At 75.2% G+C, this 14164-nt stretch carries 12 protein-coding genes and 1 pseudogene; 4 read left to right on the top strand and 9 right to left on the bottom strand.

Annotated elements, in window-relative coordinates; all coding sequences use genetic code 11:
* The first annotated feature begins 458 nt into the window (after nucleotides 1-458).
* Both AMK24_RS07130 and AMK24_RS07135 read left to right on the top strand, forming a co-directional pair.
* Nucleotides 459-1334 carry a peptidoglycan-binding protein gene (locus tag AMK24_RS07130; protein ID WP_073766195.1) on the top strand — a complete coding sequence of 292 codons (876 nt, stop codon included), beginning with the start codon at nucleotides 459-461 and terminating at the stop codon, nucleotides 1332-1334.
* A 217-nt stretch (nucleotides 1335-1551) separates the two neighbouring features.
* Nucleotides 1552-2133, top strand: coding sequence for a GNAT family N-acetyltransferase (locus tag AMK24_RS07135; protein ID WP_073766197.1), 582 nt, complete (start codon nucleotides 1552-1554; stop codon nucleotides 2131-2133).
* A 24-nt stretch (nucleotides 2134-2157) separates the two neighbouring features.
* Here the strand turns inward: AMK24_RS07135 and AMK24_RS07140 are convergent, their stop codons facing one another.
* The 4 genes from AMK24_RS07140 to AMK24_RS07155 form a co-directional block, all read right to left on the bottom strand.
* Complete coding sequence (locus AMK24_RS07140; RefSeq protein ID WP_073766701.1) at nucleotides 2158-2625, bottom strand: anthrone oxygenase family protein; 468 nt, start codon at nucleotides 2623-2625, stop codon at nucleotides 2158-2160.
* A 192-nt stretch (nucleotides 2626-2817) separates the two neighbouring features.
* Nucleotides 2818-4476, bottom strand: a complete 1659-nt coding sequence (locus tag AMK24_RS07145; protein ID WP_073766199.1) for a vWA domain-containing protein — start codon at nucleotides 4474-4476, stop codon at nucleotides 2818-2820.
* A gap of 169 nt (nucleotides 4477-4645) precedes the next feature.
* Nucleotides 4646-5551: an ABC transporter permease gene (locus AMK24_RS07150; protein WP_073766201.1), complete on the bottom strand. Its 906-nt coding sequence runs from the start codon at nucleotides 5549-5551 to the stop codon at nucleotides 4646-4648.
* Nucleotides 5548-8202: an alpha/beta fold hydrolase gene (locus AMK24_RS07155; RefSeq protein ID WP_079190451.1), complete on the bottom strand. Its 2655-nt coding sequence runs from the start codon at nucleotides 8200-8202 to the stop codon at nucleotides 5548-5550. Before AMK24_RS07155 ends, AMK24_RS07150 begins: the two co-directional genes overlap by 4 nt.
* A 147-nt stretch (nucleotides 8203-8349) precedes the next feature.
* Here AMK24_RS07155 and AMK24_RS07160 point away from each other — a divergent pair, with 147 nt between their 5' ends.
* The gene (locus AMK24_RS07160; RefSeq protein WP_073766205.1) at nucleotides 8350-8775 is read left to right on the top strand and encodes a GNAT family N-acetyltransferase; all 426 of its coding nucleotides are present in this window, start codon (nucleotides 8350-8352) and stop codon (nucleotides 8773-8775) included.
* Between the two features lie 249 nt (nucleotides 8776-9024).
* Here AMK24_RS07160 and AMK24_RS34615 read toward each other — a convergent pair whose 3' ends face one another.
* Nucleotides 9025-9333, bottom strand: coding sequence for a hypothetical protein (locus AMK24_RS34615; protein WP_242435064.1), 309 nt, complete (start codon nucleotides 9331-9333; stop codon nucleotides 9025-9027).
* On the opposite strand from AMK24_RS34615, the pseudogene AMK24_RS34620 reads away from it, so the two are divergent.
* Nucleotides 9233-9454 (top strand): annotated as a pseudogene (locus tag AMK24_RS34620) (phosphatase PAP2 family protein); the annotation flags it as partial. The gene AMK24_RS34615 and the pseudogene AMK24_RS34620 overlap by 101 nt on opposite strands.
* Before the next feature lie 93 nt (nucleotides 9455-9547).
* On the opposite strand, the gene AMK24_RS07170 reads toward AMK24_RS34620, so the two are convergent.
* The 4 genes from AMK24_RS07170 to mmsA all read right to left on the bottom strand — a co-directional run bounded on the left by AMK24_RS07170 (nucleotide 9548) and on the right by mmsA (nucleotide 14148).
* Entirely contained in the window at nucleotides 9548-10198 is a 651-nt protein-coding gene (locus AMK24_RS07170; RefSeq protein WP_242435060.1) for a response regulator, read from the bottom strand.
* A gap of 136 nt (nucleotides 10199-10334) precedes the next feature.
* The gene (locus tag AMK24_RS07175) at nucleotides 10335-11753 is read right to left on the bottom strand and encodes a sensor histidine kinase (RefSeq protein WP_073766207.1); all 1419 of its coding nucleotides are present in this window, start codon (nucleotides 11751-11753) and stop codon (nucleotides 10335-10337) included.
* Between the two features lie 133 nt (nucleotides 11754-11886).
* Nucleotides 11887-12534 (bottom strand): DUF4291 domain-containing protein, encoded by a 648-nt coding sequence (locus tag AMK24_RS07180; RefSeq protein WP_073766209.1) that lies wholly within the window; start codon nucleotides 12532-12534, stop codon nucleotides 11887-11889.
* 111 nt (nucleotides 12535-12645) lie between these two features.
* A complete protein-coding gene (gene mmsA, locus AMK24_RS07185) occupies nucleotides 12646-14148 on the bottom strand; it encodes a CoA-acylating methylmalonate-semialdehyde dehydrogenase (RefSeq protein WP_073766211.1) in 1503 nt (500 codons plus the stop codon).
* Nucleotides 14149-14164 lie beyond the last annotated feature (16 nt).

A 14164-nucleotide genomic window follows, 5' to 3' on the forward strand; every position in this document is an offset into this window, starting at 1 on the left:
GCCACCGGTTCCGCGCCGCCCCCGGCCCCGCACGCGGCCCCTCCGGGCCGGGTGCGGGGCCGGGGCGCGTCCGGGGAGCGGGCCAGGGCGTGCACGGAAGCGTGGCGGGGGCGCGCGAGGAGCGCGGGGGACGGCGGCGCGGCGGCGGCCGATGCGCCCCGGCCGGGGGCGTCGCTTCTTTCCGGGGGCCAAACCTCGGGCAGGAGTTCGGACCCGCCCGTCCGGGAGGTCGGGAAAGGCGAAACCTTCCGCCCGACGGGACGTTCGGCAGAGCGTGGAAACGGGCAAATCGATCGGAGAGGCCGATGGCGGATTCCCCACCCGAGAGCGCTCCCGGCCGCCGTTCCGTCCGGCGCGGCGGTCGCGGCTCCCCGGCCGCCGCCCCTCCGCCGGTCCCGCCCGGACGCACGCCGAAGCGCCCGCGTGATCTACGCACCACCAGGGAAAGGAGCGCCGCCATGGCGACGCCGTTGTCCGCCGACAAGCTGCTCAAAGCCCTCCGCGACGAAGGACTCCACGTCGTCGAGCACCGGAGCTGGCGCACCAACAACCGCAACCACAAGGGGCCCTGGGGCCCGACGCACGGGGTGATGATCCACCACACCGTCTCCTCGGGCACCGCGTCCTCCGTCGAGCTCTGCTACAACGGCCACTCCGCCCTGCCCGGCCCGCTCTGCCACGGCGTCATCGCCAAGGACGGGACCGTCCACCTCGTGGGGAACGGGCGGGCCAACCACGCCGGGCTCGGCGACGACGACGTCCTGCGCGCCGTCGTCGCGGAGAAGGCGCTGCCCCCCGACAACGAGGCCAACACCGACGGCAACCGGCACTTCTACGGCTTCGAGTGCATCAACCTCGGTGACGGCAAGGACCCTTGGCCGGCGGCCCAGTTGCTGGCGATCGAGCGGGCCGCGGCCGCCGTCTGCCGGGCGCACGGCTGGTCGGAGCGGTCGGTGATCGGCCATCTGGAGTGGCAGCCGGGCAAGGTCGATCCGCGCGGGTTCACCATGAACGCGATGCGCAGCCGGGTCGCCAAGCGGCTGGGCGGTGCGCCGGACGGCCCCGCCGATCCGCCGCCGAGACCGAAGTGCGAGCCGTTCCCGGGGTCCGCGTTCTTCGCGGTCGGCCGCAGGAGCGCGATCGTCACGGCGATGGGCAAGCGGCTGGTGGCCGAAGGGTGCGGCCGGTACACGGTGGGCCCGGGGCCCGCCTGGTCCGAGGCCGACCGGAAGTCGTACGCCGCCTGGCAGCGCAAGCTGGGTTACACGGGCGGGGACGCGGACGGCATCCCCGGGAAGAGCAGTTGGGACCGGCTCAAGGTGCCCAACGTGTGAGCCCCCCCGGGCGGGGCCTGGCGGACGGCGGGAAGCGCTGTCCGCCAGGCCCCGTGGCGCGGGCGGCTGTCACGGAAAGGGGTGGGCGGTCGCGTGGCCACTCGCATACCGTCGGACGGGCGGTCGGCCCAAGTGTTGTGCCGACCACGGCGGTTCGCGTCGCGGACGGCGGCGCGACGCCGGGCCGGGGTCCGGGCGAAGGCGGAGGGGCGGGGCGATGGCGACAGAGGTGGAGACGGTGGGGTCCGGGGAGCTGCTCCGGTACGCCGAGGGTGTCCGCGACGTGTACGCGCGGGCCTTCGCGGGCCCGCCCTGGCACGAGGACCCGGCGGCGGCCGACGGGTACGTCCGGCGGTTGGAGCAGGACGTGCTGCGGCCCGGGTTCACGGCGGCGGTGTCGGTGTCCGGCGGGGCGGTCGCCGGTTTCGCCACGGCCTGGATCACCCCGGAGGTCTTCCCGGCCGGGCGTAGCTACGGGCAGGTCGCCGAAGCTCTCGGTCCCGAGCGGACGCGGGCGTGGCTGTGCGAGGCGCTGGAGGTGAACGAGCTCGCGGTCGCGCCGGAGGCGCACGGGACGGGGCTCGGTGCGGCCCTGCTGGAGGCGGTGACCGGACGCGCCCCGGGAGGCCGCTGCTGGCTGCTGACCTCCGTACGGGCCGAGGCGGCGCTGCGGTTGTACGGGCGGGCCGGCTGGCGGCGGGTGGACGTGCCCGTACCCGGGAAGGCCGCTCTCGTGGTGCTGCTCGGCCCCGGCCACCCGGGCGGGGCCGGGCTGGAGGCGGGGGCGGGCGGCCGGTAGCCCCGCCGCCCCTCCCCCGGAGCCCTACAGCGCGACGGCCAGCAGGGCGCACGCCACCAGCGAGAACGCGGTGCGCACCTGGTGCAGCGTGTTCCAGCGGGGTTCGAAGGCGGCGCGGGCCGCGCTGTCGTCGCCGCCCTCGGAGGCGGCGAGGGCGTTGTTGAGCGGGATGTTGCCGATCACGGTGATCAGGTGCCCGATGATCACGCAGATCAGGGCCGCCAGGACGGCGGGCCCGGTCACCTCGTCGTGCTCGCCGAGGCCGGTGAGGAAGGCGGCGGCGGGCAGGGCGACGACGCCGAGGAACAGGACCAGGAAGGCCGGCCCGGGGACCTTCTCGTTGAAACGGCGCATGGCGGCGGCGAACTGCTGGTCCGTCAGTTCCGCGAGGCCGGGCATGATCGCGATCAGGAAGGTCAGCATGAAGCCCGCGTAGAGGCCGTTGACGATCGTGGCGAGCACCAGGAAGAGAGAGGTCATGGCGGACATCATGGCCGGGAACTGCCGTTCGCAGGGCATTGTTTCGACCGACTGTGCGAACCGGCCGGGCCGCCCGGCCCCGGCGGACGGGGGCGGGCGGTCCGGCCCCGGCGGACGGGGGCGGGCGGTCCGGCCCCCGGACCCCGGCCCGGCCGGGCGGCCCGCTCCGGGGTCCGAGGGACCGGTGCGGGCGGACGGACCGCGTCAGCCGATCTCGCCCTCGTCCGGTTCCGGCCCGCCGTCCCGGCCGGCGCCGCCCCTGAGGCGGTCCGCCTGGCCGATGGCCGTGGCCAGCTTCCGCACCGAGCTGTCCTCGGTCGCCTCCGCCAGATCGGCCGCCCGGGAGGCGAGTTCGTCCAGGCCGGGCGCGCCCGGCAGGTCGCCGCCCCGCAGGCGGTCGGCGAAGTAGGCGGCCACGGCGGCCACTTGCAGCCGGTCGCCGGCCCCGCCCCACAACGGCTCCTCCAGCGCCCCGGTCCGTACGGTCCCCGTCTCCTCGCGCGCTTCGCGGGTCTCGGGGTCGAGCCACCGCACCGTCGCCTCGGCCACCCTGCCGGACGCGCCCTCGCGCAGCCGTACGGCGTACAGAGCGGTCACCGTGTGGCCGGGGCCGACCTCGCCGCCGTCCACGCCGTCGTCGCGGAAGTCCTCGTCCGCGACCTTGCGGTTCTCGTAGCCGATCAGCCGGAACCGCTTCACCGTCTTCCGGTCGAACGCCACCTGGGCCTTGGCGTCGCGGGCCCGGATCTCCAGGTGGGCGGGGAGCTGGTCGACGAAGACCTTGCGGGCCTGTTCCTCGTCCCCGACGTAGGTGGTGTTGCCGTCGCCCTTGTTGGTGAGCCGCTCCATGAACGCGTCGCCGTAGTCGCTGCCGACGCCGACGCCGAAGAGGGTGATGCCGTACTCGCGGCGGGCCGAGTCGATCTTCTCCAGGATGCTGTCGGCCTCGGTGTCGCCGGTGTTGGCGAGGGCGTCGGAGAGCAGCACCACCCGGTTGGTCGCGCCCTTGCGGTGGCCCTCGACCGACTCCTCGTAGCCGCGGGTGATCCCCGCCCCGGCGTTGGTGGACCGGGCCGGGCTCATCTCCTCCACCACGTCCTTGATCCGGTTCCGGTTGCCCTTGATCCGGGTCATCGGCAGCCGGGTCTCGGCCTCGTCGCTGAAGGTGACCAGGGCGAGGGAGTCGTCGTCGCGCAGTTCGTCCGTGAGGATGCCCAGGGACTTCCGGACCAGGTCGAGACGGCCGGGCTCGGCCATGGAGCCCGAGATGTCCACGACGAACGTGAGGGCGGCGGGCGGCCGTTCAGCGGCCTTCGGAGCGGCCTCGGTGGCCAGGCCGACGCGGAGCAGCGACCAGTCGGAGGCTCCGCCTGCGCCGCCCCCGCCCTTCGCGGAGCCCATGCGCGCCCCGTCGACGTTCACCGTGAAGCCGGAGCCCTTCGGCCGTTCGTAGCCCTGGCGGAAGCTGTTGACGAACTCCTCGGGGCGGATGTCCCCGGGCGCGGGCAGCCGGCCGTCGCCCAGGGTGCGGCGGGCGTAACCGTAGCTGGCGGTGTCCACGTCCAGGGCGAAGGTCGAGAGGTAGTCGGGCGTCTCGGGCTTCGCCTCGGCGGCGCCGTCGGTCCCTTCGCCCCCCGGCGCGGCCGACCGGCCCGTCCCGGGCGGCACGGCGCCCGGCGCGGGCTGTCCGCCGCCGGACGGCCCCTGCCCCTGGCGCTTGCCCGAGCTGACGTCCCGGGTGCCGTCCGAGCTGCTGCCCCCGGCGCTGCACGCGGTGAGCGCCACCGCCCCCGCCAGCAGGAGCGCCACGGCCCCCGCCCGCCTCGCGTCCCGCTTCCCGTGTCGTCGGTCGGTCTGGTGCATGCGTAACCCCCCACGTCGTCACGATGTCCTCGACATCTGTGAATGTGACGTACGGGGCCGCCCGCCGGAGTCGACGAAAGCGTTGCGGAAGCGTCTCGATGCGGCAACAGCGGGCGGCCGGGGGCGGCGCGGGACCGGCCGGCGGACGGCGAACCCCGGAGCATCGGGTTCAGGACACGATGTCCTTACGGCTGAACCCGCGGAAGGCCAGCGCGAACAGCACCAGGGCGTACGCCACCGAGACGGCCGCGCCCTTGATCATGCCGCCCCACTCCAGGTGCGGCTGGAGCGCGTCGGCCCAGGCGAACTGCCAGTGCGCGGGCAGGAATTCGCGCCAGGAGCCGAGCGCGGTCACCGCGTCGAGCACATTGCCGACGATGGTGAGGAAGACCGCCCCGCCGACCGCGCCGAGCGGCGCGTCCGTCCTGGTGGAGAGCCAGAACGCGAGCCCGGCGGTGACCAGTTGGGAGACGAAGATGAACGCCACGACGATCGCCAGGCGCGGCACGGTGTCCCCGGCGGCCAGCTCTCCGCCGGTGGGCAGTTTCAGCGGGCCCCACCCGTAGGCGGCCGTGCCCGCCGCCAGCGCGACGACGGGCAGCAGCACCATCGCGGCCAGGCTGAAGCCCAGCGCGACGACGAGCTTGGACCACAGCAGCCGGACGCGCGGCACCGGTGCGGCCAGGAGGTAGCGCAGCGAGGACCAGCTCGCCTCGGAGGCGACGGTGTCCCCGCAGAACAGGGCCACCGGGATCACCAGCAGGAACCCGGCCGAGACGAACAGCGAGACGGCCGCGAAGTTGGCGGCGGACTCGGTGGCCACGTCCATGAGGTTGATCCGGCCGCCGCCCCGGCCGCCGCCGTCCTCGCCGTCCGGCGTGCCGCCGATCGCGAAGGCGATGATCAGGATGAACGGCAGGGCGGCGAGCACCCCGCCCATGAGCAGGGTGCGCCGCCTGCGCAGTTGCCGCATGGCCTCGACCCGGAGCGGGAGCGTGCGCCCGGCGCGGTAGCCGGGCGCCTCGGGATGCTCGGCCGCCACCCGGGCCTCGGGGGGCTGGACGGGGGCGCTCATGCTGCTCCTTGGGAGATCAGGGTGAGGAAGGCGTCCTCCAGGCGGCGGTGCGGGCCGACGCCGGTGACCGGGACGTCGAGCCGCACCAGGCCGGCGACGAGACGCGCGGTGGTGGCCCCGTCCAGGCGGACGAGGAGCCCGCGCCCGTCCTCGGTGCGGACGGCGGAGCCGATGCCGGGCAGGGCGGCGACCTTCTCCGCCAGCGGCTCGGACACCTCCTCCGCCGTGGTCACCAGGATCATGTCGCCGGAGCCGGTGATCTCCGCGACCGGACCGGCCTGGACGAGCCGGCCCCGGTCCATGACGACCAGGTGCGTGCAGGACTGCTCCACCTCGGACAGGAGGTGGCTGGAGACGATCACGGTCCGGCCGCCGGCCGCGTACCGGATCATCACGTCCCGCATCTCGCGGATCTGCGGCGGGTCGAGCCCGTTGGTCGGCTCGTCGAGGATCAGCAGATCCGGCAGCCCCAGCATGGCCTGGGCGATGGCGAGCCGCTGCCGCATGCCCTGGGAGTACGTCCGCACCGCACGGGCCAGCGCGTCGCCGAGCCCGGCGATCTCCAGGGCCTCGTCGATGTGGGCGTCCTCGGCGGGACGGCCGGTGGCCTGCCAGTACAGGTCGAGGTTGGCGCGTCCGGAGAGGTGCGGCAGGAAGCCGGCGCCCTCCACGAACGCGCCGACCCGGGAGAGCACCGGGGCGCCGGGCCGGACGGCCTGCCCGAAGACGCGGATCTCGCCCTCGTCGGGGCTGATGAGCCCCATCAGCATCCGCAACGTGGTCGTCTTGCCCGCTCCGTTGGGGCCGAGGAGCCCGAGGACCTGGCCCCGCTCGACGCGGAAGGACAGCTCACGCACCGCGTACCGGTCCACGGACTTGGCGTACTTCTTGGAGAGCCCGGTGATCCGGAGCGGTACGTCGGTGAGTTCGGGGTCCGGCGCCGGGGCCGCGGTGCGGCGGCGCGCGGTGAGCAGGAGTGCGGCGGCGATGACGAGGGCGGCGGCCGGGAGGCCCCAGGTCCACCAGGGCAGAGCGGCCGCGGCGGTCGTCACGGCGGGCGCGGTGGGGACGGTCAGGGGCCCGTCGGCGGTGACGGTGTAGGTGGCGGGTTCGGCCGGGGAGGCGTAGCCGAGGTCGGTGGCGGAGAACACCAGCCGCATCCGGTGCCCGGCGTCGAACTCGTGGTCCACGGCGGGCAGCGCCAGCTCGATCGGCCTGCCCTGCCGGTCGGGGGTGATCCGGTGGGGGGCGACGAGCTGGTGGGGCAGCACCTGCTGCCCGCCGTCCGGCGCCACGTCGTACACCTTGCCGAAGAGCACCGCGTCCCGGCCGCCGTCCGCCGTGACGTTCACCTTCACGGTGGGCGTGCCGGTGACGCGTACGGCGGTGTCCAGCGGGGCGGACTCGAAGCGGGCGGACTGGCCGGGGAAGTCGAGCGAGAGCCCGACGCCGAGGGAGGAGAGCCGGCCGAGGCCGCCGCCGACGCCGGGCACGGCGGAGATGGCGGGCGGCGCGGCCCCGGCCGGGTTGCGGAAGGTCTTGGTTCCGCCGTCGACGGCGATGTCCCGGCCGCCCCCGCGCAGCCCCGGATAGGCGTCGCCGGAGGCCCCGCGCAGGAGGGCGGCCCCGTCGGTGGAGTCGACGCCTCCGGTGCGGCTGACGCGGAAGGCGGGTCCGGTGCCGGCGCCGGTGTCCTCCTTGAGATACCGGTCGAACCAGGCGTTGACCCGGCTCTGGATCCGCCCGGTCTCGTCGTCGCCGCCGTCGTGGCCGCCCGCGATCCAGTCGACGGAGACGGGAGCGCCGTTGGCGCTGATGGCCTTCTGCATGGCGTCGGCATGGCCGAGCGGGAAGAGGGAGTCGGACTGGCCCTGGAGGAGCAGCGAGGGGACCGTGATGCGGTCGGCGACGGCGGACGGGGAGCGCTCGGTGAGCAGCTTCACCGCCTCCGCGTCGGGCTTGCCGCTGACGGCGACCCGTTCGTACATCGCGCAGAGCCGCTTCTCGAACCGCTCGCAGCCGCCGCCCGTGGAGATGAAGATCCCGGCCCAGAGCTTCTTGAACACCCCGTCCGGGAAGAGGGCGTCGGCGAGGTTCCAGTAGGTGATGGCGGGCGCGACGGCGTCGACCCGCTCGTCGTGTCCGGCGGCGAGCAGGGAGACCGCCCCGCCGTAGGAGGCGCCGGTGAGGCCGACGCGGGGGTCGCCCTCCTCGTCGAGCTGGACCTCGGGGCGCTCCGCGAGCCAGTCGATGAGCCGGGAGACGTCCTTGACCTCGTGGTCGGGGTCGTTGAGGGAGATCTCCCCGCCGGACCCGCCGAAGCCGCGCGCCGACCAGGTCAGCACCGCGTACCCGTCCGCCGCCAGCTTCTCCGCCTGGGCCCGTACGTCGTTCTTGCTGCCGCCGAAGCCGTGCCCGATGAGCACGGCGGGCCGCTTGCCGGAACCCCCGGCGTGGAAGTACGAGGTGTCGATGGGCACCCCGTCCATGCGCAGCGTCCGGTCCTCGCGCCGCACGGTGGGCGATCCGTCGTCGGCGACGGCGGCCCAGGCGCCGCCGCCCACGAGCACGGCGAGCGCGGCGCCGGCCGCGGCCCACCGGCCAGGTGTACGGGGCGGCAGCCGCCACCGTCGAACAGTAGGGGTCTCCATCCCTCGACCCTAAACGGAGGACGCGAGCCGCCCGGGGGCCGCCGGGGTGAGGTGCGTGGCCTCCCTGAGAGGTACGGTGCGCCCCGCCGTACTGCGGACGCGGTACACCGCGTCCCCGCAGCCCTTGCCGCTCCCACGGAGGCCCCGATGGACATCCGCCGCGCCACCGCCGTCACGGAACTGCTGGCCGCCGGCCACCTCTTCGACGCCCCGCCCCGCGAGGAGTGGGCCGCCCGCTTCCTCGCCGCGGACGGTCACGCCCTGCTGATCGCGTACGTGGAGGACGTCCCGGCGGGCTTCGTCTCGGGCATCGAGATGCTGCACCCGGACAAGGGCACGGAGATGTGCCTGTACGAACTCGCCGTCGACGGCCCGTACCGCCGCCGGGGCATCGGCACGGCCCTGACCCGCGCGCTGGTGGAGCTCGCCCGGGAGCGGGGGTGCTACGACGTGTGGGTCGGCGTCGAACCGGACGACGAGGCGGCGCTCGCGACGTACCGGTCGGCGGGGGCGGGGGACGACGGGCGGTTCGCGATGCTGGTGTGGGAGTTCGGGGACGGCCCCCAGGAGTAGGGGTGCTCTGCGGAGTCAACCCCTACGTTCGTCGGGGGCCGCACCTGCCCTTCGGCTCCCGCGCCCGGCCGCGTCGTCTCCGTACGTTCGCCGCATGGCACAGCACACACATCACCACCACGGGCCGGCCCGGTTGTTCGGGTCGGCCGCACTCCTGGGGGCGGCGGCGGCCGGGATCGGACTGCTGTGGCCCGGCGGTCCGGGGCGGCCCGGTCCGGTCGAGGTCACGGAGGGCGCGTCCGTCTCCGCCTACCGCTCGCTGACGGAGGCCGTCGACGACGCGCCGGGGTGGCTGGGCCACCTCCTGGAGCTGTGTTCGGAGGCCACGCTGATCGTCCTGGGCCTGCTCCTGCTCGGGGTCTGCTGGGGGGCGCTGCGCCGCAGGGACGCGGGCGCGGCGGCGGCGTCCGTCCTCGTCGGCGTCGGGACGGTGGTGGCGTACGCGGTCAGCGAGGCGTTGAAGCTGGTCGCCGACGAGGAACGGCCGTGCCGGGCGGTGGAGGGGGCCGGGGCGATCGCCGCCTGCCCCGAGCCGGGCGACTGGTCGTTCCCCAGCAACCACGCCACCCTGGCCGCCGCCCTGGCGGTGGGGTTGGCGGTGCGGCGGCCCCGGCTGGCCGCCGTGACGCTGCCGGTCGCGGTAGCGGCGGCGCTGCTGCGCGTCCTGGTGGGGGTCCACTACCCGCACGACGTGGTCGCGGGCGCTCTGCTCGGCGGGGCGGTCGTCGCGTCGGTGCTCCTGGCGCTGGGCCGCCCCGCCGAGCTGCTGGTCTCAGCGCTGCTCGGGCGGTGGTGGGGGCAGGATGCCGGCCTCGTGGGCGACGACGGCGGCCGCGGCGCGGTTGTCGACGCCGAGGCGGGCGAGGACGGAGCTGACGTGCGCCTTGACCGTGCCCTCGACCAGGTGCAGCCGCCGGGCGATCTGCCCGTTGGACAGTCCTCCGCCGAGGTGCGACAGCACTTCGCGTTCCCGGGGCGTCAGCCCGGCGATCCGCTCGCGGGCGGCGTTCCGCCGGCCGGCCCGCTCCCCGGCCCCGGTGGAGGCGAGGTGCGCCACCACCCGGGCGGCGACCTTCGGTGAGAGGTAGGCGGCGCCCTCGGCCACGGCCCGTACCCCGGCGAGGAGTTCCCCGGGTTCACCGGACTTGATCAGGAATCCGGCGGCCCCCGCGCCGAGCGCCCGCAGGATGTAGTCGTCCTCGCCGAACGTGGTCAGCATGACGACGCCGGTGGCGGGCAGGGCGCGCCGGATCTCGGCGGCGGCGTCGATGCCGTCGGTCCTCGGCATCCGCACGTCGAGGACGGCCACGTGCGGGCGGTGGGCCCGGACCAGTTCGACGGCCTCGTGCCCGTCGGCCGCCTCGGCGACGACCTCGATGCCGGGGTCGGTGGAAAGGACGGCGCGGACACCGGCCCGGATCATGGGCTCGTCGTCGGCGACCAGCACCCGGATCGGGTGGGGGCGGGCGGGGGCGCCGGCTCCGGCCGGCGCGCGGTCGCCGGGGTTCGACGGCTGGAGCCGGTCGGCATCGGGCAGGTCGGCGCCGCTCATCGGGGGCTCACGGCGTCAGCGCGTCGCGGGAGACCAGTCTGCCGTCGCGGAAGCAGAGCCGGTACGCGTCCCCGGACCGGTCGTCGAAGCGGTCCGCCGTCATCGCGTAGAACTCGCACGTCACCCCTCGTTCCTCCGGCCCGGTCCCGGTCGGCCGTTCCGCGGCCTGCCGGTCCGGCAGCACCTTCCGTACCTCCGACCGATCCTGCCCCACCCGCAGGCGCGCGTAGTCGCGCGGGTCGAGGACGGACCGGGAGGCGGCCACCGTCTCCCACGTCCCCACCACGGCGAGCAGGGCCGCGCCCACGGTCAGCGGCACGGCGAGCGCGGTGAGCAGGGTGCGCCGGACGCGGGTCCGGGCCAGCCGGTACCCGGTGGGCGCGCGCCCTTCCCCGGTGTCGGCGGGAGGCGTCGGGGAGTACGGTCGCGGCCGGGTCGGGGCGTGGTGGGGCAGCCGGGCGGTGAGGGCGAAGCCGCCGTCCCGCGGGCCGTGGTCGAGGGTGCCGCCGACGAGGCGGATGCGTTCGTCCAGCCCGATGAGTCCCCGTCCGCCACGCCCGGGCAGCGGGCCGGAGGTGTAGGCGGAAGGCAGCCCGGTCCGCGCCCCTGCTCCGGCGGGGGCGGAGGCGGTCCCGTTGCGGACCGTCACCCGCGTCCCGGTCGCCGTGTGCGAGAGCTCGACGTTCACCGGCGAGCCCGGCGCGTGCTTGGCGGCGTTGGTCAGGCCCTCCTGGACGACCCGGTACGCGGCGCGCCCGACGGCGGGCGGCAGCGCCTCTCCGGGCTCGCCGTCCACGGACAGTCCGACGGAGAGCCCGGAGGCGGCCGCGTCCCCGACGAGCCGGGCGATGTCGGGGTCCCCCGGCCCCCGCGGCGGTCCCTCGCTCTCCTCACGGAGCACGCCGACCACCTCTCCCAGCCGCTCCACCGCCGCAGCGGCTCTGCCCCGGATGTCCTGGGCGGCCTGCCGGTGCCCTTCGTCCAGGCCGGGGGCCAGTTGCAGCGCGCCGGCCGACAGGGCGATCAGGCTCAGGTCGTGGCCCAGCACGTCGTGCATGTCCTGGGCGATCCGGGCCCGCTCCAGCAGTCTCGCCTGCTCGGCGACCAACCGCCGCTCCCGCTCCATCTGTTCGGCCCGTTCCCAGCCGGCCCGGACCAGCTCCCGGTACTGGCGGGAGAACCGCCCCACGAACCAGGGCACCAGCACGGCGAGGACGACGACCGCGACGAACTGCGTGGCGAGCGCGAGCAGGGACGGCACGACGACCATCGCCGCCGCCCCGGCGACGAACGCCCCGGCCAGGCACAGGACGAGGGTCCGGCCGCGCCCCGGGCCCCGCCCGGCGGCGAACGCGGCGATCGCGGTCGGCAGGCCCCACCACCACCCCACCAGGCTCAGCGCGCCGAACGCCGCCGTGGCGGGCACCAGGAGACCTCCCGGGTCCGCCCAGCGCGGCCCGGTCCCCCGGGGGGAAGCTCCGGAAATCCTGTCGGGAAGGAGAAGGCTGTTCACCGGGGAGAGGCTACGGAGGTCCCGGGCCCCCCGGCACTGCCGAAAGTCACATCTCCGCGGCCGAGGGGGCGGCTGCCGCCGGCCGGGGGGCGGGGAGGTCGAGGGGCGTCTCCACGGGCAGCAGGGCGGCGGCGCGCTCCCGCTCCCCGGCCCGGACCGCCGCGTGCACCTCGCGGGCGAGGGGTGTCACGTCGCGGATGGCCACCGTCCACTCGTCGGCGTACCGCCGGGCCGCCTCGCCGCTCAGCCCGAGCTGGAGCGAGCGGTACGGGAGCGGATTCAGGCCGAGGTCGCGTTCGGGATCCCACTGGACCCGGGCGGGCGCGGTCCGCAGGCCGCGCTTCCACGCCGCCCGGTCGGCGTGCACGCCGGGTACGTAGTGGGAGAGCTCGGCGTGGGCCAGGGCCCATGCCAGGCCGGCGCGGTCGATGTCGACGGCGAGGACGACCTCCTGGCCCTCCTTCGCGCCCCAGCCGCAGCGGTACATCATCCACAGGAAGCTGGGCTTGATCCAGGTCATCCGGTCCCGCTTCCACACCTGCGGAAACCGTCCGTCGCGCGCGGCGGGCAGTCCGATGGCGGGCCGGTACGCCTGGTACACGGTGACGGTCGAGGCGGTCTGCCGGGCGCGGATCTCGTAGCGGGGCGGGCGGTCCGGATGGTCCGGGCGGGTCGGCCGGGTCGGGTCGTTCATGCGTCACAGGATGCGGGAGGCGTTCGCGGCGGGGCACCTGCTTTTCGCCGGGGGCGCGGCCGCCGTCCCCCGCCCGCGGCGTACGCGGACGGGGGACGGGGCGGGGCGGGATCAGTGGTTGCGCGGGAAGCCCAGGTCCACGCCGGCGGGGGCGTCCGCCGGGTCGGGCCAGCGGGTGGTGACGACCTTGCCGCGGGTGTAGAAGTGCACGCCGTCGTTGCCGTAGACGTGGTGGTCGCCGAAGAGGGAGTCCTTCCAGCCGCCGAAGGAGTGGTAGCCCACCGGGACCGGGATCGGGACGTTGACGCCGACCATGCCGGCCTCGACCTCCAGCTGGAAGCGGCGGGCCGCGCCGCCGTCGCGGGTGAAGATCGCGGTGCCGTTGCCGAACGGGGAGGCGTTCATGAGGGCGACGCCCTCCTCGTAGCTGTCCACGCGGAGCACGCACAGCACCGGGCCGAAGATCTCGTCCTTGTACGCGTCGGAGTCGGTGGAGACCTTGTCCAGGAGGGAGAGGCCGATCCAGTGCCCGTCCTCGAAGCCCTCGACGGTGTACCCGGTGCCGTCGAGGACGACCTCCGCGCCCTGGGCGGCGGCGCCCGTGACGTAGGAGGCGACCTTGTCGCGGTGGGCGGCGGTGATCAGCGGGCCCATCTCGGAGGCCGGGTCGTCGCCGGGGCCGATGACGATCTTCTCGGCGCGTTCGCGGATCTTCGCGACCAGTTCGTCGCCGATCGCGCCGACCGCGACGACGGCGGAGATCGCCATGCAGCGCTCACCGGCGGAGCCGTACGCCGCCGAGACCGCCGCGTCGGCCGCCGCGTCCAGGTCGGCGTCCGGGAGGACCAGCATGTGGTTCTTCGCACCGCCGAGCGCCTGCACCCGCTTGCCGTTGGCGGAGGCCGTGGCGTGGATGTACCGGGCGATGGGGGTGGAGCCGACGAAGGAGACGGCGGCCACGTCGGGGTGGGCGAGGAGGGCGTCCACCGCGACCTTGTCGCCGTGGACGACGTTGAGCACGCCGTCCGGGAGGCCGGCCTCCGACGCCAGCTCGGCCAGCAGGTTGGCGGCCGAGGGGTCCTTCTCGCTGGGCTTGAGCACGAACGTGTTGCCGCACGCGATGGCCAGCGGGAACATCCACATCGGCACCATGGCCGGGAAGTTGAACGGGGTGATGCCCGCGACGACGCCGAGCGGTTGGCGGATCGAGGAGACGTCGACCCGGCTGGAGACCTGGGTGGACAGCTCGCCCTTGAGCTGGGTGGTGATCCCGCAGGCCAGCTCGACGATCTCCAGGCCGCGCGCGACCTCGCCGAGCGCGTCCGAGTGCACCTTGCCGTGCTCGGCGGTGATCAGCGCGGCGATGTCGTCGCGGCGGGCGTCCAGCAGCGCGCGGTAGCGGAAGAGGACGGCGGTGCGCTGGGCGAGCGAGGAGGCGCCCCAGCTCGCGTACGCGGCCCTCGCCGCCGCGACCGCGGCGTCGACCTCCTCCGCGGAGGCGAGCGCGACCCGGGTGGTGACCGCGCCGGTGGCCGGGTCCGTGACGGGACCGTACTGGCCCGACGCGCCCTCCGCCGTCTTCCCGCCGATCCAGTGGTTGACGGTCTTCGTCATGACGTGCTCCTTCAGG

The organism is Streptomyces sp. CB02366, assembly GCF_001905905.1.
Classification (GTDB): Bacteria; Actinomycetota; Actinomycetes; order Streptomycetales; family Streptomycetaceae; genus Streptomyces.

Bases quoted from the DNA above. Each gene is read 5' to 3' on its own strand.
- AMK24_RS07130 (WP_073766195.1), top strand. From the start codon at position 459: ATGGCGACGCCGTTGTCCGCCGACAAGCTGCTCAAAGCCCTCCGCGAC.
- AMK24_RS07135 (WP_073766197.1), top strand. From the start codon at position 1,552: ATGGCGACAGAGGTGGAGACGGTGGGGTCCGGGGAGCTGCTCCGGTAC.
- AMK24_RS07140 (WP_073766701.1), bottom strand. From the start codon at position 2,625: ATGATGTCCGCCATGACCTCTCTCTTCCTGGTGCTCGCCACGATCGTC.
- AMK24_RS07145 (WP_073766199.1), bottom strand. From the start codon at position 4,476: ATGCACCAGACCGACCGACGACACGGGAAGCGGGACGCGAGGCGGGCG.
- AMK24_RS07150 (WP_073766201.1), bottom strand. From the start codon at position 5,551: ATGAGCGCCCCCGTCCAGCCCCCCGAGGCCCGGGTGGCGGCCGAGCAT.
- AMK24_RS07155 (WP_079190451.1), bottom strand. From the start codon at position 8,202: ATGGAGACCCCTACTGTTCGACGGTGGCGGCTGCCGCCCCGTACACCT.
- AMK24_RS07160 (WP_073766205.1), top strand. From the start codon at position 8,350: ATGGACATCCGCCGCGCCACCGCCGTCACGGAACTGCTGGCCGCCGGC.
- AMK24_RS07170 (WP_242435060.1), bottom strand. From the start codon at position 10,198: ATGATCCGGGCCGGTGTCCGCGCCGTCCTTTCCACCGACCCCGGCATC.
- AMK24_RS07180 (WP_073766209.1), bottom strand. From the start codon at position 12,534: ATGAACGACCCGACCCGGCCGACCCGCCCGGACCATCCGGACCGCCCG.
- mmsA (WP_073766211.1), bottom strand. From the start codon at position 14,148: ATGACGAAGACCGTCAACCACTGGATCGGCGGGAAGACGGCGGAGGGC.